Here is a 19415-nt window from a genome sequence, read left to right on the forward strand (position 1 = left end):
CTTTCAGCTGGTCCTGGATAGACAACAGCCGGAGACAAAAAAGCCCTGCCGGTTAAAGGGCAGGGCTTTCGTTTGCAACCAGGGCGAGCGCTTAGAGCATCTCGGCCCACAGGTCGTATTCGTCGGCATCGGTCACCCGGCACATGATCTTGTCGCCGGGCTGAACGGTACTGCCGTCTTCCAGGCCGATGAACACGTTGCCGTCGATTTCCGGGGCGTCGAAGAAGCAGCGGCCCACGGCACCACGATCGTCGACTTCGTCGATCAGCACTTCGATTTCCTTGCCAATCTTCATCTGCAGGCGCGCAGCGCTGATTGCCTGCTGATGAGCCATGAAACGATCCCAGCGATCCTGCTTGACGTCGTCCGGCACGATGGCCGCGTCCAGCAGATTGGCGGGCGCGCCTTCAACCGGCGAGTACTGGAAGCAGCCAACCCGGTCCAGCTGCGCTTCGGTCAGCCAGTCCAGCAGGTACTGGAAGTCTTCTTCGGTTTCGCCCGGAAAGCCGACGATGAAGGTCGAACGGATGATCAGGTCAGGACACTGCTCACGCCAGTTCTTGATGCGCGCCAGCGTCTTGTCTTCGAAGGCCGGACGCTTCATCAGCTTGAGGATTTTCGGGCTGGCGTGCTGGAACGGGATGTCCAGGTACGGCAGGATCTTGCCAGCGGCCATCAACGGGATCAGTTCGTCGACGTGCGGGTACGGGTAGACATAGTGCAAGCGCACCCAGACGCCCATCGAGCCCAGCGCCTGGCACAGCTCGGTCATGCGGGTCTTGACCGGCTGACCGTCCCAGAAACCGGTACGGTATTTGACGTCAACGCCATAGGCGCTGGTGTCCTGGGAAATGACCAGCAGTTCCTTCACGCCGGATTTTACCAGGCGCTTGGCCTCGTCCAGCACATCGCCCACCGGGCGGCTGACCAGCTTGCCGCGCATCGACGGGATGATGCAGAAGCTGCAACTGTGGTTGCAGCCTTCGGAAATTTTCAGATACGCGTAGTGACGCGGGGTCAGTTTGACACCTTGTGGCGGCACCAGATCGATCAGCGGATTGTGATCCTGACGGGGCGGCACTACGTCGTGCACCGCGTTGACCACCTGTTCATATTGCTGCGGGCCGGTCACCGACAGCACGCTGGGGTGTACGTCGCGGATGACATTGGCGTCGACGCCCATGCAGCCGGTAACGATGACCTTGCCGTTTTCCTTGATGGCTTCGCCGATCACTTCCAGCGACTCGGCCTTGGCCGTATCGATGAAGCCACAGGTGTTGACCACCACCACGTCGGCGTCCTCGTAGGTCGCAACGACTTCGTAACCTTCCATGCGCAGTTGGGTCAGGATGCGTTCAGAGTCAACGAGTGCCTTTGGGCAACCCAGTGAAACGAATCCAACCTTGGGGGCGGACGGCGTGGTGACGGTGGACATGGCAAACCTCGGCGTGAAGGGCACCCGGACACGAAGCGCAGGCGCTGACTGGGCGCTTGCTGCGCCTCTGATCAAAAAGTGCGCAATTCTAGCGGTGAGTGGACAGGATGACCAGCGTTTGCATGAGAATTACGACGTACGCGAGACGCAGACGGGGCCAGCGCCCACCCATTCGATCGCATTATGATCGACAGTAGCTCCGGTACACGCAGTGTATTGAGGGGCATGGACGAGGTTGCAGCGTGCGACTGAGACATTTTGAATGCAGTCCAGGCCCGCATGAATAGGCCTGGACTGACTTTCACATGTTCTCAGCGCCGCGGTTCGTGCATCGGGCAGCCGTTGTGCTGACTGCGAAAGCCCGCCGAGTGTTCATAGGCCGGTTTGCGCACGCGCATGACGCCGCCCAATGGACGATGCGCCTCAAGGCCGTGCCACGGGCTGAATGCCATGGCTTCGTCAATTTCCTGAACGTTTTGCTCGGACCACGACGACTGGCGGGGCACATCGATGCGAGCGACGGTGACGTAGGGGCTGAGGTCTTCCGGCCAGATCGCCGAGGCGTCCTCGATCGGCATTTTTTCCAAGTCCGTGGCCAGCTGAACGCGGACTTCCCAGCTGGCGTCGTGTTCAAGAAAAAACGCTTTGACCGCTTCGCGCAGACCGTCCGGATTGTCTTTGAGGTCCAGCGCCTTGTCGGTCAGCGCAATCAGCTCGGCGGAGACGGGCACGACGCTGAGCTTGGCGTAGTAGGGGCCGTACAGAAAAGGCACGACGGTGTAGAACGTCTCGCCGAGGATGTGGGTCATCGGGTGCCCGCCGAGACTTCTCAGTGTGCCACTTTCGCCCCCTGCAGACTCGATCACCGACTCAATGCCGCGCAGGACGGCAGACAACGCACGTTTCATGCCCGGAGCCTTGTCGGTCGTTTTGGCCAGCAACTTCAAGGTCTTCAGGAAGGCCTTGGGGTCCTTGGCGGTAAAGGCCTTGGCGTTTTGCATGACGAAATCCTGAGTGGTTGCCTCTGCGCTGCCAGGCAAGCGCGCGCCTTCAACGCCGACCAGTTTGATGGCCAGGCCTCTGGGCGTGGATACCTTGTCGTCCAGAATGTCGCCCGGGTTGGTCGAGAAGCGCATGACGACCGGGAAGTTGCCGGGCCTGGCAAAGGCACCCTGGGCCAACGGCTCGGGCAGGTCGCCGTAGACCTGAATCTGACCGTGAAGCAAGCCGTGAGCCTTGGCGTGCACACTGCGAATGGCGTGCCCCGTGTCTTGATACGTGGTCTCGAGGATGGAATGCATGGCTTCGACCAGCTCTTTGCTGGTCTGCGCTTCATCGTCCGGAACGACTTCAAATAAGGGCTGGAAGGGTAACGGCTGGACAGTCAGGTTTTGTGTGGTCATCAGAGCATCTCGGTGGGAGGGGATCAGGGTGCCCTGGCGTCGATGCGGTTCTTGAAGACCCCTGATGCGGCAGGCTTAAGTAATGACCGGCCGATATTTTTGTCGTTCCATGAGAAATGTTGCTTCGAAAAACTGCTTCAAGGGGCCGTGATCAAGGCGTGGTGGCAGGCCGGATCGATATAACCATCTGCGTTTCACCAAGAATTACGACGAGTGCTGCGTTATGCTTCGCGCCATCGCGCCGAGGCATGTCAATGTCTGGCTGAATCTGAATTGTTACGCCTTGTGATGTTCTCAGTGTTGAACCTCATGTCTGGTTTCCGGGAGTAGTGGATGAGTCAAGCAAACAGTCATGCGGAGGCCGGAGGCGCTGCCAAGCCCATCGGACTGCTGATCGCCGCAGTCGGGGTGGTTTACGGCGACATCGGTACCAGTCCGCTGTACACCCTCAAGGAGGTGTTTCAGGGGGGGTACGGCGTGGAAGTGACCCATGATGCGATTCTCGGGGTACTGTCGCTGATCTTCTGGTCGCTGATCTGGGTGGTTTCCTTCAAATACATGGCGTTCGTCCTGCGTGCCGATAACCAGGGCGAGGGCGGCATCATGGCGCTGATGGCCCTGGCGCGGCGTGCGTCGGCCAAGCATCCCCGCCTGCAAATGATGATGGTGGTGTTCGGACTGTTCGGCGCCGCATTGTTCTACGGTGACAGCATGATCACCCCGGCAGTTTCGGTGTTGTCGGCGATGGAAGGGCTTGAACTGGCGTTCGATGGCCTCGATCACTGGATCGTGCCTATGGCGCTGGTGGTGCTGGTGGGCCTGTTTCTGATTCAGCGTCATGGCACCGCGCGCATCGGCGTGCTGTTCGGCCCGGTGATGGTGACCTGGTTTCTGGTGCTCGGTGCGCTGGGTGTCTATGGCATCATGCAGTCGCCGGAAGTGCTGAAAGCGGTCAATCCGGCATGGGGTGTGAATTTCTTCATCATCCATCCGGGCATTGGTGTGGCCATTCTGGGTGCTGTAGTGCTCGCCCTGACGGGGGCCGAGGCGCTGTATGCCGACATGGGGCACTTTGGCCGCAAGCCGATTTCACGTGCCTGGTTCATCCTCGTGCTGCCTGCGTTGCTGCTCAACTATTTCGGTCAGGGTGCGCTGGTGCTGGGCAATCCTGAAACGGTTCGTAACCCGTTCTACCTGCTGGCGCCGGGCTGGGCGCTGCTGCCACTGATCGGTCTGTCGACGATGGCAACCATCATTGCCTCGCAAGCGGTGATCTCCGGCGCCTTCTCGATGACGCTGCAGGCAATCCAGTTGGGCTACATTCCGCGCATGCACATCCAGCACACCTCCAGCGACGCGCAAGGCCAGATCTATATCGGTGCCGTCAACTGGGCGCTGATGGCGGGCGTGATTCTGCTGGTGATCGGCTTCGAATCGTCTGGCGCGCTGGCGTCTGCCTACGGCGTGGCGGTGACCGGGACCATGCTCTGCACCACCATTCTGGTGTCGACCGTCATGCTGATGCTCTGGAAATGGCCGCCATTGCTGGCCGTTCCATTGCTGATCTGCCTGCTGCTGGTGGACGGTCTGTTCTTCGCGGCCAACGTGCCGAAGATCTTCCAGGGCGGGGCCTTCCCGGTGCTGGCGGGTGCGGTGCTGTTTATTCTCATGACCACCTGGAAGCGCGGCAAGCAATTGCTCGCGGAGCGAATCGACGAGGGCGGCCTGCCATTGCCGATCTTCATCGGCAGTATTCGCGTTCAGCCGCCGCATCGGGTGCAGGGCACGGCAGTGTTCCTGACGGCGCGTTCGGATGCCGTGCCCCATGCGCTGTTGCACAATATGCTGCACAACCAGGTGTTGCACGAGCAAGTGGTGCTGTTGACGGTGGTGTATGAAGATTCGCCGCGTGTGCCGTCCGCTCAGCGTTTCGAAGTGGAATCCTATGGCGAAGGCTTCTATCGGGTGATCCTGCACTTCGGCTTTATCGATGAGCCCGATGTACCGGCTGCACTGGCCCTGTGTCACTTGCCGGAGCTGGACTTCAGTCCGATGCGCACCACGTACTTCCTCAGCCGCGAGACGGTGATCCCGTCCAAGATGGATGGCATGGCGCGTTGGCGTGAAGCGTTGTTCGCCTTCATGCTCAAGAACGCCAACGGCAACCTGCGCTTCTTCAAGCTGCCGTTCAACCGGGTGATCGAGCTGGGTACGCAAGTGGAGATGTAAACGTTGGCCGGGTTGTCCGGCAGCGCAGATAAAAAATCCCGGCAACCTCACGGTGCCGGGATTTTTTTGGGTCGCAGACTGCAGCGTTACTGAGCGGTAGTCTTGCCCTGACGCTTGTTGATCGCGTCGATCAGACGTTTGGCCAGTGCCGGGTAGTCTTCATCGAAGTGATGACCGCCTGGTAACTGAACCGCTTCGCCAACGGCGGTGGTGTCGGTGCAACCGCTGTCTTTCTTCTCTTCTACGCCGTAAACGCAGAACACCTTGGCGGCTGGCAGCTTGGCCATTTCCTGTCCGGTGGTGGCTTCCTTGCCTGCGTTACCGAGCCAGCCGTCAACGTGAATCTCGAAGCTTCCAGTGCGCGCGAAGGCCAGCAGAATGATTGCGTCAACCCGGTTCTGATCGTCTACGGCCAGGCGATTGTAGATGGCTGGCATAACGTCCGCACCGAACGAGTAGCCAGCCAGAATGAAGCGCTTGGTGCCCCATTTCTGACGGTAGTGGTTCATCAGGTCGGTGAGGTCGACGGCGGTCTGTTCCGGCGTCTTGTGTTCCCAGTAGTAGCGCAGCACATCGATGCCGACCACCGGGTAGCCCATCTTGGCCATGTCGCCAGCCACGACCTTGTCCAGGTCGCGCCATCCGCCGTCACCGGACATGAACAGCGTCACCGTGTCAGAAGGCTGGCTGGCCGGGACTTCGACCGTTGGTATGCCCAGTCCGCCGCTGTCATTCTCGCCGAGCAGCAGATGACGAAGTTCGGTATTGAGCACCTGAGGCAGCGGAATGTCGTAGTCGCTGATGCTGGTGTCGGCGTTGGTCTGGTCGCGCACGAACGCTGCGCTCGGATCATCCGGCGCGTCATTCCAGGCGGCCAGCCAGTGCCCGTGCTCAGCCTTTTGTGGCAGTGGCACGTCACAGATCTGTGGTGGCTTTTCGTCCTCTTCCACAACAGGCGGCGGGTTCGAGGCATGTTCAAGCGCAAAACCTACGGAAATGGCCTGCGCCTTGTCATCGGTCTGTCCGGCCAGCCAGCGCCAGGCCAGCGTTGCACCAGGGCCTATGCCACCGACGACCTTTGCCGGGCCGTCGAGCTTCGCCAGAGCGTCCTGGAAGGTCTTCTGCTGCAGGACGCAGTCGTCCTTGGGCAAGACCACCTGAATGATGCGTGCTGACGCATCCTTGCTCATCGCCAGCAATTGCTTGTCGGTCAACATGTCTTCAGCGGTAACGGCCAGTGCGATACGGGTCTTGATGCTGGTGGCCGGTGTTACGCTGGTCAGCGGCGCGCCACCGTCAAGGTTCGAGTGTTCCAGTGATGCGGGCGGTGCGGGGCGGGTCCAGACCCAGACTCCCAGCGCTACGATTAAAAGAACAATTACCAGAGCTGCGAGCAAAAGGCGCCAGGAGCGTCGAATCATCAGCGTTTCACCAATCCAGTCAGGCCGCCCGCAATCAGGGCGGCGGTGTCAGCCAGTGCCACGAGCGGATCAAGTCCGGCAGGCACGGCCATATAACGAGGTTCCCAGTCAGGCTGGAACTTGTCCTTGAAGCGACGCAGCCCCTGGAAGTTGTACAGCTGTTCGCCACGGCGGAAGATCATCGAACCCAGACGCTGGGTGATGGGTGCACCGCGTCGTGGCTGCAGACCCGACAAAGGCACCATGCCCAGGCTGAAGCGCGCGTAGCCCTGGGCTTTGTAATGCAGAATCAGGCCGACCATCATGAACTCCATGGTCAGCTTGGGCGCATCCGGGTGAGAGCGCATCAGGTCAAGGCTGGCCAGTTCCGGGCTGGTGGTTTCCAGCAGGTTGGAGAACGCGACCGGCTTGCCCTGAAAGTGCACGATGGCAATGCGAAAGTACTTTAGGTACTCGGTGCTGAAGCGGCCCAGGGAGAAGCCTTTTTCACGGACATTCTTGCCCGTCAGCCAGGCGTCTGAAATCACTTTCAGCTCGTCGATCGGCGCCTGGCCCGGTTCGTAGATTTCCAGCGAAAGACCGTCGCGGCCACCCCGGTTCCAGGTGTAACGCAGGTCCTTCATCTCCTTGCCCTTGGCGTCGATGTCGAAGCGCCGCAGGTCGACGCGCGCTTCTTCACCCAGCTTGATGGCGGTGAGACCGATGTCCATGTAGAACGGCAGGTTTTCTGCACGTACCTGGTAGAACACCGGACGTGCATGGTGCACGTCGCACAGATCGCGGAATTGCCAGATCAGCTCGGCACGCTGCTGTGTAGGGCCGATCGGATCGTAAAGCGCTACCAGACTGCGGCCGCGATGCGAGTACATCAGGAATGCATTGCCGGTCGGATGAAACAGGATCGCCTTGTCGCCGGTCAGCACCAGGCCGCCATCCGGCTGTTTGGATGCCTTGAGGATCTCGGCTGCCTTGTCCAGATCTGCTGCGTCGGGCAGCTTGATGACTGGCCTGGCAGTACGCAGCAACCAGGTCAGCGAAACCACCACCAGCAGTACTGCGCTGCCCAGCGCCGAACGCAGGCCGCGCGGGGCGTCTGCATCGAGGGTGAACTGCCACCACAACTGGTGACTGTAGGGCACGTCCTGATAGGCGAACAGCAGCAGCCAGATCGAGGCACCGACCACACAAATGCTGGCAATCAGGTAGACCGGCGAGAACGGCAGCTCCAGCAGGCGGCTTGGACGGTAGAACGAACGGCGGAAGGTCAGCAGCAGGCAGGCGGTCAGCAGCAGCATGCTGGCTTCTTCCCAGTCGAAGCCTTTGAGTATCGACAGCACTGCACCGACCAGCAGCAAAATAGAAGTCAGCATCCATGCGGCCGACAGTCGCCGACGCAGGCCCTGGGCAAGCAGCAGGCACAGTACGCCGACAAGACTGGCCCCGAAGTGCGATGCATCGATCAGTCGATGCGGGATCATGAAGCCGACGTTTTCCAGACGGGTATCGATTTCAGGGGTGGCACCAGAGAAGAGCAGCACCACCCCCGACAAGAAAACCAGTAGTGCCAGAATCGGTGCCGCCAGCCCTGAGGCGACGCGCATGGCCTGCCGGGTCGGCAGCAGGCGTTGGGCTTCGGTAAACAGCAGGGTAAGACAGGCCAGCAGCAGCGGCAGGATCACGTAGATCAGGCGGTACAGCAGCAGCGCAGCGGCGAGCGGGGCGGCACCCAGTTCGTTGGCAAAGGCTGCGAGCAGAATCGCTTCGAACACACCGACGCCGCCAGGCACATGGCTGAGTACGCCAGCAGCGAGGGCCAGCAGATAGATAAGGATGAATGCACCCAGCGGCGGCGCGTGCGGCAGCAGGAGGTACAGGACCATCGCTGCGGCGGCGACATCCAGCGCGGTGATCACCAGCTGGATCAGCGTCAGCTTCAAATCCGGCAGGCGCAAGGTACGACGACCGAGACGAACCAGAATATTGTGCGGGATGTCCTGTTCCGGCAGGCGGCGACGGTAGACAAACACCGCCAGCAGCAGGCTGCCGATCAAAACTGCTGTGGCGACGACAGCCAGCACGTCGACGGGAAGCTTGAGTGCCAGTGACGCGCCTGACAGGTTGCTCAACGTGGCCAGTGCAGCCAGCGGCGGCAGCGCACAACCCAGTGACAGGCTGGCGAACACGGTCATGCGGGCAATTTCGATTGCGCCTACGCCGTGGCGTGAATAAAGCCTGTAGCGCACCGAGCCACCGGACAGCATCGACAGGCCGACCGCATTGCCGATGGCAAATGAGGTGAAGCCACCGAGAAGCAGCGTCTTGATGGGCAGGTCGACATTGGCATAGCGACTGGCCGACAGTTCATAGCCCATCAGGATGATATAGCCGACGATTGCCGCGAGCAGCGCACCGCCCAAGGCGGGCAGGGGGACTGCGAACAGCGAGTCGTGCAGCGCATACCAGTCCATTTCGACCAGCATGTGGCGGCAGGCTATAAGGGCCAGGCTGAACAACAGCAGCATCACTGCCAGCCCGATGGGCTGTCGGTATTTGCTCAGCAGCTCCCGCCAGTTATGGCGCGGTGGGCTGATGGGTTGCTCTGCATCAATGGTTTCATTGGAATCGGACATGTTGTCGCGCATCAATCACTCCTTGGATCGTGCGCGACAGGATGGAGGTATGCAGCCAAGTTACCAATCCCTACGCAGAAAATATTTCAGGATGTTAGCGCGTCAACGTCTAACGAGCGAATAGCGAATCGAGCCGGGTGATGCTGTTCAGCTACGGTTCAGTCGTGATTCAGCTTAGTAACACCTATCGGCAGCGCACGCAAAAACTGTCGTAAATGCACGCATTACGTTACAGATGTGATGATAGGGTTTCAAAGGGCTTTGGAAATAGTCTTTTTTGTCAGACAGTTAGCCGTTGCCCGCACTGCTTTTTTACCGGAAACAAAAAAGGCCACTCTTTCGAGTAGCCTTTCTTGATGTTTGGTTGCGGGAGCCGGATTTGAACCGACGACCTTCGGGTTATGAGCCCGACGAGCTACCAGACTGCTCCATCCCGCGTCTGTGTGGCGGCATTCTACAGCCGAACGCCGATGTGTCAACCCTTAATCCGGAAAGCCTGCAAATGAGTAGCAGATTGTGCAGATTTTGCACGATTGGGTTCGGATGCGCAGTTTTCAGGGCTGCGCGCTTGCGTGGGGCATTATCAGGAAAACGTAAGGCCTTTGGTCAGGATTTGCCGCAGGTCGCCGGGAGCGATCTATATCTGCGCGAGGCGTGGTCCATGTCCAGGCCTTGGAAGGGTGCTTTTCAGGCGCGCACAAAAAAGGCCACTCTTTCGAGTAGCCTTTCTTGATGTTTGGTTGCGGGAGCCGGATTTGAACCGACGACCTTCGGGTTATGAGCCCGACGAGCTACCAGACTGCTCCATCCCGCGTCTGTGTGGCGGCATTCTACAGAGAGATGGCGAGGTGTCAATGGTTAGTTTTAAAAAAGTGCTTTTTCTTCAAATGCTTAGCGGATCCAAATGATCGGTCTGCACGGCATCGGCGCTTGCATGACGGGGCTTTGCGGCTTTTTCGGTCATGCGTGATGGGCTTTTGACTACTTTTCATGGCGGCCTTTCGCATCATTGGATGTTACTTGGCGGTACGAATGAGATACTGCGCGGCCATTGATTGCAAAATCCCATCAGGTCATGACGCAGCGCAAAATCATCCACATCGACTGTGACTGCTTTTATGCAGCCATTGAAATGCGTGACGAGCCCGACCTCGCTGGCAAGCCGCTGGCGGTAGGCGGCTCTGCGGAGCGGCGCGGGGTGATTGCGACCTGTAATTACGAGGCGCGCGCCTATGGGGTGCGTTCGGCCATGTCGTCCCGGCATGCGCTCAAACTCTGCCCGGACCTGACCATCGTCAAGCCGCGCATGGATGCTTATAAAGAAGCATCGCGGGAAATCCACACGATCTTTCGCGATTACACCGACCTTATAGAGCCGTTGTCTCTGGATGAGGCCTTTCTGGATGTGTCCGAGGCCGGGCATTTTTCCGGCAGTGCCACACGCATCGCGCAGGACATCCGTCGCAGGGTCTCGAATCAGTTGCACATCACCGTGTCGGCGGGCGTTGCGCCCAACAAGTTTCTCGCCAAGATCGCCAGCGACTGGAAAAAGCCCAACGGGTTGTTCGTCATCACACCGGATCAGGTCGAGGATTTCGTTGCTTCCTTGCCGGTCACCAAGCTTCACGGCGTCGGAAAAGTCACCGCAGACAAGCTCGGCCGGCTGGGTATCGTCGACTGCGCCGACCTGCGAAGCCGCAGCAAGCTCGCGCTGGTCCGGGAATTCGGCAGCTTTGGCGAGCGCCTCTGGAGTCTGGCGCACGGGATCGATGACCGCCCCGTGCAGAATGACAGCCGACGTCAGTCAGTCAGCGTTGAAAATACCTACGACACGGATCTGCCCGATCTGGCGGCCTGCCTGGAAAAGCTGCCGGACCTGCTGGAAACGTTGAGTGGCCGCATGGCCAGAATGGAAGGGCAGTACCGGCCCGGCAAGCCGTTCGTCAAAGTGAAGTTTCACGACTTTACGCAGACGACTCTGGAGCAGTCCGGAGCCGGCAGGGATCTGGGCAGCTATGAACAGTTGCTGGCTCAGGCGTTCGCCCGTGGTGGCAAGCCGGTCCGCTTGCTGGGCATAGGCGTACGTTTGCACGATCTGCGTGCAGCCCATGAGCAACTGGAATTGTTCTCTCGATAATGACTGGCCGCGGTTATACGCCGCGGCCTTTCATGTTACGGGCTCTTGCTACTGACTCTGGGCAGGAACGGCGACCAGACGGCCAGCGTCTCTGGCGAGAGACTTGAGAAACTCACCCTGCAACTGCGGATCGTTGCGCGTCAGTTCGATCAGGCTCTGTTCCAGCTCGCTGGCTTCTTCTTCCAGCCCCATGTCAGAAAGACGTTTGACGCGATGCACCCATTGGCTGACCTCGTCATCTTCCAGGTCGTCGTAGATCAGGGCGTGCGCCTCCAGCAACTTGCCGCGTAGCGAATGGCTGATTGGCAAACTGGCGTTCGCGTGCGCGCTGTCCTGATCGTCTTCGACATTGATATAGATGCGCGTGATGCGGCTCAGGTCCTGTTCCGCAAACGGGCTGTCCAGCAGGTTCAGGCGCAGGATGCCGTTGCGGTCAGTGCTCATTTCGTGAGTTTCATTGCCAGCCTTGACCATCACCGGGCGTTCATTCCAGGGCAGGGTGGAGTTCTCGATCCGCTTGTCCTTCTGAACCTCGTCGATGCTCGCCAGATTCTGCTCGGCGCGACCGTGGGACGGGGCATTCATGAACGGGTTCAGACCTGCCACGCCATAGTGAATCCAGTCCTTGGTCATGCTTTCCGGCAAATTGCCCAGCGCAAACACGTTGACCACGTTGGCCCCGACACCTGCGACAACCGCTATCGCGCCGAGCGGGATCTCGTAGACCTCCCGCCACGGTTGGTAAGGCGTGTAGCGGTCATAGTGTCGAGTGACTTCAAAGTCGGTGACCTCGAACGATTTGTGCTCGTGAATCCGCACGCGGCGTTGCGGCAACTCCAGTGTCTTGGGTTCGCCGATATCGACTTGCAGGGTATGTTCGAGCAGTTTGCGTTCAACTCGCTCCTCGTGCTCGCTGCGCTGAGAGAGCTGGTTGGCACAGCCGCCGACGAGAAATGAGCCGCACAGAACGGCGCTGCCGAGGCTTAGGGTGCTTCGTTTGAGCATGGGATCTCTGATGCGGATTGGGCGAGTGAAGAGCGGCGCACCTGCTAACAGGTGCGCCTTTTGACTCAGCGGTTCACTTTGCCCTGGATGAACGACAGCACGTCCGCGACTGCAATGGCTTGCGGTTGCGATTCGGTACGGCTCTTGTATTCCAGATTGCCTTCGGCCAGGCCTCGGTCGCTCACCACGATGCGGTGCGGGATACCGATCAGTTCCATGTCGGCGAACTTGATGCCTGGGCTGGTCTTCTTGTCGCGGTCGTCGAGCAATACTTCAAAACCGGCAGCCGTCAGGTCGGCGTACAGTTTGTCCGTCGCTTCACGAACGGCGTCTGTCTCGTAGCGCAGCGGAACCAGCGCAATCTGGAACGGTGCGAGGGTGTCGTTCCAGATGATGCCGTTTTCGTCGCTGTTCTGTTCGATGGCAGCCGCCACCACCCGGGAAACACCGATGCCGTAGCAACCCATCGCCAGATTGACCGGCTTGCCGTTCTCACCCAGCACCTGGCACTTCATCGCTTCGCTGTACTTGGTGCCCAGCTGAAAGATGTGACCCACTTCGATGCCGCGCTTGATTTCCAGCGTGCCTTTGCCATCCGGGCTTGGATCGCCCGCAACCACGTTACGCAGGTCGGCGACGGTCGGCACCGGCAGATCGCGCTCCCAGTTGACGCCGAAGTAGTGCTTGTCGTCGATGTTGGCACCCACGCTGAAGTCGCTCATCAGCTCGACAGAGCGGTCGATGATGCACGGCAGTGGCAGGTTCAATGGGCCCAGCGAGCCCGCGCCTGCGCCGATGGAGTCGCGCAGTTCGGCTTCGGACGCCATGACCAGCGGGCTGGCGACCTGTTCCAGCTGGCTGGCCTTGATTTCATTGAGCTCGTGATCGCCGCGGATGATCAGGGCGATCAGCTTGCCTTCTTCGGCCGCATGGACCACCAGAGTCTTGACGGTTTTCTCGATGGGCAGACCGAAACCCTCGACCAGTTGGGCGATGGTTTTGGCGTTTGGAGTGTCGATCAGACGCAATTCTTCAGTAGCGGCCGGACGAGTCTTTTCGCGAGGCACCGCTTCGGCTTTTTCGATGTTGGCTGCGTAATCGGAGCCATCGCTGAACACGATATCGTCTTCGCCGGATTCGGCCAGTACGTGGAATTCGTGCGAGCCTGCGCCACCAATCGAGCCGTTATCCGCTTCGACCGGGCGGAATTTGAGGCCCAGGCGGGTGAAGATGTTGCTGTACGCCAGATGCATGCGGTCGTAGGTGACCTGCAGCGATTCGTGATCGGCGTGGAACGAGTAAGCGTCTTTCATGACGAACTCGCGTCCACGCATCAGGCCGAAGCGTGGGCGGATCTCGTCACGGAATTTGGTCTGGATCTGGTACAGATTGATTGGCAGCTGTTTATAGCTGTTGAGCTCATTGCGTGCCAGATCGGTGATGACTTCTTCGTGGGTCGGGCCCAGGCAGAACTCACGGTTGTGGCGGTCGACCAGACGCATCAGCTCCGGGCCATACTGCTCCCAGCGTCCGGATTCCTGCCACAGCTCTGCGGGTTGAATGCCGGGCATCAAGATTTCGAGTGCGCCTGCGGCGTCCATTTCTTCACGAACAATGGCTTCGACCTTGCGCAGCACGCGCAGGCCCATGGGCAGCCAGGTGTAAAGACCGGATGCTAACTTGCGGATCATGCCGGCGCGCAGCATCAGCTGATGGCTGACCACGACCGCATCGGAAGGGGTTTCTTTCTGTGTGGCGAGCAAAAATTGACTGGTGCGCATGGTTGGCCGTTGTCGGTTGCTGAGACAGGAAATGACCTGGCATTGTACGGCGGTGTGCCGGTCGCGTACAGGGCGGGGCTGGCTTGCAGGTGGCGTCAGAGCGCTTTGATGGGAGCATGAAAAAGCCCGGCATGTGCCGGGCTTCTTCTATTAACGAGTGCTGAGTGGTGATTACAGGATCGAGATCGGGTAATCGACAATCAGGCGGAACTCGTTGACGTCGCCTTCGCCCTGGTCGGCGTTGGCGCGGTGCCATGCTTGACGCATACGGAAGGACAGGTCTTTGGCTGGGCCAGTCTGTACGACGTATTTGGCTTCAAGGTTGGTTTCGTGGTGCTCGCCGTCTGCACCGTATAGGCCAGCATAAGCGCTGCCGGTAGGTGTTTTGGTGCCGTCGATGTCAGTACCCTTGATGTAGCGGGTCATGAAGCTCAGGCCTGGAACGCCGTAAGGAGTCATGTTCAGGTCATAGCGGACCTGCCAGGATTTTTCACCCGGGCCGTTGAAGTCGGAGTACTGGATCGAGTTGTTCAGGAAGATCGAGTCGCCACCGCGGTTGTTGTCACCGATACCGATGTAGTCGAACGGGGTGTCACCGTTGATCTTCTGGAACGCCAGGGTCACGGTATGGGCAGCAAGGAACGAGTAAGCTGCGGAACCGGAGAATGCGGTGTTGCTGATCGAGCCGGCTTTGGCGCTGCCTTCGTCAACGGTGCGATAGATATTCGCATCAAATGCCAGAGACTGATCTCCACCCAGTGGCAGGGCGTAGTTCACGTTACCGTAGTATTGATCCCAAATGTCTTCCAGCTTGGCCGCATAGAATGCAACGCCCAAACTGTCGGTGATTGCATATTTGCCGCCAGCGAAGTCCGCGCTATTGGACTCAACGCCAGCATAGTTGGCAAAAATTCCGCCGTCATGGCTTGTGTCGTTCTGGCTGGTGCCGGAGTAGAAGTGGCCAGCTTCGAGATCGAGGCCAGCGATTTCACTACTTTGCAAGCTCAAACCACTTGCTGTTTGCGGAAGCAAGCGAGAGCCGCCAACTGCGAATACAGGACTAGTGGGCTGCATGTCGCCAATTTTCAGCTCTGTTTTCGAGATGCGGAACTTGACGGCGCCGCCGAGCTTGCCAAGGGAGTTTTCGTTTTCGCCGGTAGTACGGTTGAATGCCAGGTTAGTGGAACCCGAGTATGCGTCCGGAGCCCAGAGCTGCATGCCGAAATAGCCAAAAGCTTCAGCTCCAACACCGACCGTGCCTTGAGTGTAACCGGTGCTGAAATTCGCCCAGAGACCTTGGGTCCAGTCCCTCAAATCACTACTGCCGTTTTTGTTGTCACGGTTGAAATAGTAATTGCGCAACTTCAGGTCAAGCGTGCTGCCTTCCACAAAGCCCTTGGCATCAGCCTGATCGCTGACGAAAGGTGCGGCTGTTGCCATTTGGGCGCTGGCTGCCGTAACGGCCAGTGCGATTGCGCTCCACTTCATCACTCTCATCGTGATTGCTCCTTTGGTTTTTAGAAGATTTGTCTGCCGTCCCACCTGTTTTTTTATCTGGGCGGCTCTTTCTATTTTTGTCGGCGGAATCTATATCACGCTGACTTGGGTTGCTATAGCTACAGCCTTATCCTTTCAGAATCTTTACGACGCGCAGCCGAGCTAGCCTGTAGTGGCATTCTGCACATTGTCGGATCGATCAAAGTGCGGTCCGTCACGGCGTCCCTCAGGGTCGCAAGCCTTGTTTCCCTTGATGCTGTCACCCCTGTTTTCCGCCAGGGGTGTCGTGATCATATGGGTGATAAAGCAACAAGCGTGCACAAAGTTTCCGAAAATGAAAAAATTTTGTGAAAAATCAGAATCAAGATCGCTTTTTTGCTCCATCTAGCTGTTTTAAATGACTATTTTTATTTTTTGAAAATACCACTGGCTTTTCTCCGCCAAGGCTGGCTTCTGCCCCTCTCGCCCAAAAACGTTACCGTTATAGGCTTACATTGAGTAGAAAACGAATCCACCGTGTTGCTGACGCAACAGCAGTGTGTGATTTTGGTGCATTCCCCATCGGGTTCGCCTGAACCTGGAGCATTGCTATGGGTGGCGGTCATGGTGAGGCAATGAATGTTTCATTTTCATGTACGCGAGGTAGGCAATTGTAAGGCGGTGGCTCAAGGTGAGGCTGTTTTCAGCGGGATCCGCCGTCAGTCAGTGGCGTCAAATCGGTGCGGCGACTGTTGCAGTGGATGCATTCTGGTGCGCAGGTGAAGCCTTACGCGAAGCCTAGTATCCTGACTGCCTATCGCAGCACCCTGTTACCGACAGGGCAGGTGCATTCACCTGGCAATCAGGAGCTTTTTATCGTGTTCGTTCTGGATTCCCGTCTTCAACAAGACACCTTGCCGATTGGCGACTTTCCGCTATGCCGGTTACTGCTCTCCAACGACAGCCACTACCCCTGGTTCATTCTGGTGCCGCGCCGCGCAGACATCACCGAAGTCTTTCAGCTGAGTGCAGCAGACCAGATGCAGTTGTGGCAGGAGACGAGTGCGCTGGCCAAGGTGCTGAACGAGCTCTTCGATGCGGATAAAATCAATGTTGCCGCCTTGGGCAACGTAGTGAGCCAGCTGCATATGCACGTCATCGTGCGCAAACGTGACGATGCCGCCTGGCCTGCGCCCGTGTGGGGCAAGCATGCTGCCATCGCTTATACCGACGAACAGCTCTCGGCAATCCGTCGGCAGTTGAAGCCGGTACTGACAAATGATTTCCGATTTGAGGAGGAGTAATCATGAGCCTTGAAGAGCGAGTCATGGAGCTTGAAAGCCGTATGGCCTTTCAGGACGATACGATCCAGGCACTCAATGACGTGCTGGTAAAGCAGCGGCGCGAATTGGATCATCTGCAACTGCAGATGGCGGCGATGCTCAAGCGTCAGGAGGAAATGGGTAGCCAGTTCGAGACCTTCGAGGAAGATGCTCCGCCACCTCACTATTGATCGGCTGGCATAAAAAAACCGCGACTTCCGTCAGGAGGTCGCGGTTTTTTATTGCTTGAAACAATTAGCGGCGGGGCAGGGCTGCAATGACATCTTCGGCCTGCAGGCCTTTGTCGCGGTTCATCACGGAAAATTCGACGCGTTGCCCTTCGACCAGTACGCGATGACCCTCACCGCGAATGGCGCGAAAATGCACAAAAATATCGTCGCCGGAATCCCGGGAGATGAAGCCGAAACCCTTGGACGTGTTGAACCACTTTACGGTGCCGGTATCACGATTTCCCATGTCGTGGCTTTGCGGCGCGGACGAAGGGGTGTAAGACCTGTAAAAGCTGACACCCAGGTGCAGGGCGACGGCTACGATGGCGATAGCCAGGCTCACCAGAATGGCGGGTTGGCCTGCGATGCCTGGTAGAGGAACAAGCAAGGTTAGCGTTTGTACGATTACCGCAATGACAAGCAGTGCACTGACCAGATTTTGCAGATTATGACGCGGGCCTCGATTCCAGTAAGGAATGACCGGAGCGAGTATCAGGTTAAGCAGCCCTAGGAAAGCCAGGCAGATCGCGTCAGGATTTTGCAGGTAGAGAGATGCCGCTTCACTACGCAGGCTGGGTATGAAAGAGAGCAACAGGGCTGCTGCTCCCGTTACCAGGTGGACGATTTTCAACATTTTAAAAAGCTCACATGCAAGAAGGATTACAAGAAATAGCTGGTAACGCCCGGTACGCTTCTGAACAAGATGAGGCGTGATGCACGGACGCTGGGCCGGCCTATGTGCCAGCGCTGGATGACAACTCGTTGGCGACACGCCGTGTATTTAACAGCAAAGCCTGATCCTACTCAAATCAGCAATCGATAATGGTGCAGGCGCCTGTCCTGCCTTGGCATCACGCTGTCCTTTAGTGCCTCTGCAGAGGCCGAAACAGAGGGCTCTGGCGGATTTTGCTGATGATTCTTACAGGCTGGCGGGGATTTTCCGCGCCGGGTGCCCGCTGCGGCCCCGTTGGAACAGCCGTGGCATTGGTGCGAGTCGCTGTCAGCTGGCAGCATCGCACCAACGGAAAGCTGCGCCGTTCGGGTTCTCTTGATAGAGTAGTGGTCTTTACTGCTTTTCAATCCTCACTAAAAGGGCATGAAACATGGCAATCGATATTGGTATCAGTGAAGAGGATCGCAAGTCGATCGTGGACGGTCTGTCGCATCTGCTGTCGGATACTTATGTGCTTTACCTCAAGACTCACAACTTTCACTGGAATGTCAGCGGGCCGATGTTTCGCACGCTGCATTTAATGTTTGAAGAACAGTATAACGAACTGGCACTGGCGGTTGACTCTATTGCCGAGCGTATTCGTGCGTTGGGCTTCCCTGCTCCTGGCACTTATTCGACGTATGCTCGCCTGTCTTCCATCAAGGAAGAAGAAGGCGTGCCAAGTGCTGAAGATATGATCAAAAGTCTGGTGCAGGGTCAAGAGGCTGTTGTCCGTACTGCTCGTAGTATCTTTCCTCTTCTGGATAAGGTTAGCGATGAGCCGACAGCTGACCTGCTGACACAACGCATGCAGGTTCATGAGAAAACGGCCTGGATGTTGCGCTCGATGCTTGAATCGAAGTAACGGCCAGGGGCGGGTGGCTTCAAGTGCCACTCGTCCCGCTCTTCAACTGTTCCTCCCTCTCGTCACCTGCCTTCATTGCGCAATCACTCGGGCAGCTCAAGGCCCGAATGTCCTGCGCTGCGCTGCAGTTCTCCTCGTTTTCTTCATAGTCCCTTCAAGGTTAAACGATATTCCGCTATTTTCTGTTGCCATCTCCTACAGTGATAAGGTGTAGGGGCTTCTGGCTATAAAATCGCCAATCATGTTTTATACATCGGGACATTTATTTGTTTTTGAATATTTCTTTTGGTGTTTAAAACTCAATGATTTGAAGGTGGCGGTTATGGTGTTACGAAGTGCTGAGCGAGAGCTTAAGTTGTTACATCGAGAGGTGGAAATACGCCATGATCCTTTTGTCGAGGATTTCAATATGACGCTGGCGCAGCCACATTCCAAATCCGTTCGGCTTAACGGTCTGGCGACGTGCCTGCGTCTTGAGAACGTGTACTGGAACATTCTTTCAGGTATCGCCAGTTCCAATGAATGCTCTGTTAATGCGGTATCGTCCTACATTGATCGGGAGGTTCACTTACGGTACGGGGGGGTAAAGAATTTCAGTGGCCTGATTCGTGTTGTCTGTGTGGCGCATCTTTTGAAGGGCGACTGCCTGGAAAATTCCCACGTCTAGCTTGGTTTTATCCTTATTTCTGCGGGCTCGCTCAGGCGTGCCTGCGCTTTCCCCCGCAGCGCGAGTGAACAGCGCGGCTGCGCGGGGTGGTCACAACCTTAT

The 19415-nt window shown here is 57.9% G+C and carries 13 protein-coding genes, 2 tRNA genes and 1 pseudogene; 6 read left to right on the top strand and 10 right to left on the bottom strand.

Translation table 11 applies throughout. The features are described 5' to 3' along the window. Positions 1-91: 91 nt before the first annotated feature. Complete coding sequence (gene rimO, locus BT119_RS11460; protein WP_003433328.1) at positions 92-1435, bottom strand: 30S ribosomal protein S12 methylthiotransferase RimO; 1344 nt, start codon at positions 1433-1435, stop codon at positions 92-94. Between the two features lie 311 nt (positions 1436-1746). Further along, positions 1747-2838 carry a catalase family protein gene (locus tag BT119_RS11470; protein WP_072365707.1) on the bottom strand — a complete coding sequence of 364 codons (1092 nt, stop codon included), beginning with the start codon at positions 2836-2838 and terminating at the stop codon, positions 1747-1749. 333 nt (positions 2839-3171) lie between these two features. Between BT119_RS11470 and BT119_RS11480 the strand changes: the two genes are divergently transcribed. Next, the gene (locus BT119_RS11480; protein ID WP_003433327.1) at positions 3172-5067 is read left to right on the top strand and encodes a potassium transporter Kup; all 1896 of its coding nucleotides are present in this window, start codon (positions 3172-3174) and stop codon (positions 5065-5067) included. Between the two features lie 86 nt (positions 5068-5153). Here BT119_RS11480 and BT119_RS11485 read toward each other — a convergent pair whose 3' ends face one another. From BT119_RS11485 to BT119_RS11505, 4 genes and pseudogenes are all read right to left on the bottom strand, one after another. Then, positions 5154-6488 (bottom strand): virulence factor family protein, encoded by a 1335-nt coding sequence (locus BT119_RS11485; protein ID WP_072365709.1) that lies wholly within the window; start codon positions 6486-6488, stop codon positions 5154-5156. After that, positions 6488-9105 (bottom strand): annotated as a pseudogene (gene mprF, locus BT119_RS11490) (bifunctional lysylphosphatidylglycerol flippase/synthetase MprF). Before mprF ends, BT119_RS11485 begins: the two are co-directional and overlap by 1 nt. Before the next feature lie 374 nt (positions 9106-9479). Further along, positions 9480-9556: transfer RNA gene (locus BT119_RS11495), tRNA-Met, on the bottom strand. 299 nt (positions 9557-9855) lie between these two features. Beyond that, positions 9856-9932, bottom strand: a tRNA-Met gene (locus tag BT119_RS11505). 261 nt (positions 9933-10193) lie between these two features. Between BT119_RS11505 and dinB the strand changes: the two genes are divergently transcribed. Further along, positions 10194-11255 (top strand): DNA polymerase IV, encoded by a 1062-nt coding sequence (dinB, locus tag BT119_RS11510; protein ID WP_003364753.1) that lies wholly within the window; start codon positions 10194-10196, stop codon positions 11253-11255. Between the two features lie 48 nt (positions 11256-11303). On the opposite strand, the gene BT119_RS11515 is transcribed toward dinB, so the two are convergent. The 3 genes from BT119_RS11515 to BT119_RS11525 all read right to left on the bottom strand — a co-directional run bounded on the left by BT119_RS11515 (position 11304) and on the right by BT119_RS11525 (position 15538). Continuing rightward, positions 11304-12260: a hypothetical protein gene (locus BT119_RS11515; protein ID WP_003433321.1), complete on the bottom strand. Its 957-nt coding sequence runs from the start codon at positions 12258-12260 to the stop codon at positions 11304-11306. A 65-nt stretch (positions 12261-12325) separates the two neighbouring features. After that, positions 12326-14041, bottom strand: a complete 1716-nt coding sequence (locus BT119_RS11520) for a proline--tRNA ligase (protein ID WP_072365712.1) — start codon at positions 14039-14041, stop codon at positions 12326-12328. Between the two features lie 171 nt (positions 14042-14212). Then, positions 14213-15538, bottom strand: a complete 1326-nt coding sequence (locus BT119_RS11525; protein WP_072365714.1) for an OprD family porin — start codon at positions 15536-15538, stop codon at positions 14213-14215. Positions 15539-16395: 857 nt separating this feature from the next. Between BT119_RS11525 and BT119_RS11535 the strand changes: the two genes are divergently transcribed. Together BT119_RS11535 and BT119_RS11540 are read left to right on the top strand one after the other, a co-directional pair. Then, complete coding sequence (locus BT119_RS11535; protein ID WP_003433318.1) at positions 16396-16821, top strand: HIT family protein; 426 nt, start codon at positions 16396-16398, stop codon at positions 16819-16821. A 2-nt stretch (positions 16822-16823) separates the two neighbouring features. Beyond that, entirely contained in the window at positions 16824-17030 is a 207-nt protein-coding gene (locus BT119_RS11540; RefSeq protein ID WP_003364741.1) for a SlyX family protein, read from the top strand. Positions 17031-17094: 64 nt separating this feature from the next. On the opposite strand, the gene BT119_RS27635 is transcribed toward BT119_RS11540, so the two are convergent. Then, complete coding sequence (locus BT119_RS27635; RefSeq protein ID WP_003364739.1) at positions 17095-17703, bottom strand: cold-shock protein; 609 nt, start codon at positions 17701-17703, stop codon at positions 17095-17097. A gap of 469 nt (positions 17704-18172) precedes the next feature. Between BT119_RS27635 and BT119_RS11555 the strand changes: the two genes are divergently transcribed. Both BT119_RS11555 and BT119_RS11560 read left to right on the top strand, forming a co-directional pair. Further along, positions 18173-18646, top strand: coding sequence for a Dps family protein (locus tag BT119_RS11555; RefSeq protein WP_003314356.1), 474 nt, complete (start codon positions 18173-18175; stop codon positions 18644-18646). 322 nt (positions 18647-18968) lie between these two features. Beyond that, positions 18969-19313, top strand: a complete 345-nt coding sequence (locus BT119_RS11560) for a ribbon-helix-helix domain-containing protein (protein WP_072365718.1) — start codon at positions 18969-18971, stop codon at positions 19311-19313. Positions 19314-19415: the final 102 nt, after the last annotated feature.

Origin of the sequence: Pseudomonas sp. NFACC10-1 (assembly GCF_900119195.1) — a bacterium.
In the GTDB taxonomy this organism is placed as follows: domain Bacteria; phylum Pseudomonadota; class Gammaproteobacteria; order Pseudomonadales; family Pseudomonadaceae; genus Aquipseudomonas; species Aquipseudomonas cerasi.

Coding starts and splice junctions, on each gene's coding strand:
- rimO (WP_003433328.1), bottom strand. CDS start 1,435: ATGTCCACCGTCACCACGCCGTCCGCCCCCAAGGTTGGATTCGTTTCA.
- BT119_RS11470 (WP_072365707.1), bottom strand. CDS start 2,838: ATGACCACACAAAACCTGACTGTCCAGCCGTTACCCTTCCAGCCCTTA.
- BT119_RS11480 (WP_003433327.1), top strand. CDS start 3,172: ATGAGTCAAGCAAACAGTCATGCGGAGGCCGGAGGCGCTGCCAAGCCC.
- BT119_RS11485 (WP_072365709.1), bottom strand. CDS start 6,488: ATGATTCGACGCTCCTGGCGCCTTTTGCTCGCAGCTCTGGTAATTGTT.
- dinB (WP_003364753.1), top strand. CDS start 10,194: ATGACGCAGCGCAAAATCATCCACATCGACTGTGACTGCTTTTATGCA.
- BT119_RS11515 (WP_003433321.1), bottom strand. CDS start 12,260: ATGCTCAAACGAAGCACCCTAAGCCTCGGCAGCGCCGTTCTGTGCGGC.
- BT119_RS11520 (WP_072365712.1), bottom strand. CDS start 14,041: ATGCGCACCAGTCAATTTTTGCTCGCCACACAGAAAGAAACCCCTTCC.
- BT119_RS11525 (WP_072365714.1), bottom strand. CDS start 15,538: ATGAGAGTGATGAAGTGGAGCGCAATCGCACTGGCCGTTACGGCAGCC.
- BT119_RS11540 (WP_003364741.1), top strand. CDS start 16,824: ATGAGCCTTGAAGAGCGAGTCATGGAGCTTGAAAGCCGTATGGCCTTT.
- BT119_RS27635 (WP_003364739.1), bottom strand. CDS start 17,703: ATGTTGAAAATCGTCCACCTGGTAACGGGAGCAGCAGCCCTGTTGCTC.
- BT119_RS11555 (WP_003314356.1), top strand. CDS start 18,173: ATGGCAATCGATATTGGTATCAGTGAAGAGGATCGCAAGTCGATCGTG.
- BT119_RS11560 (WP_072365718.1), top strand. CDS start 18,969: ATGGTGTTACGAAGTGCTGAGCGAGAGCTTAAGTTGTTACATCGAGAG.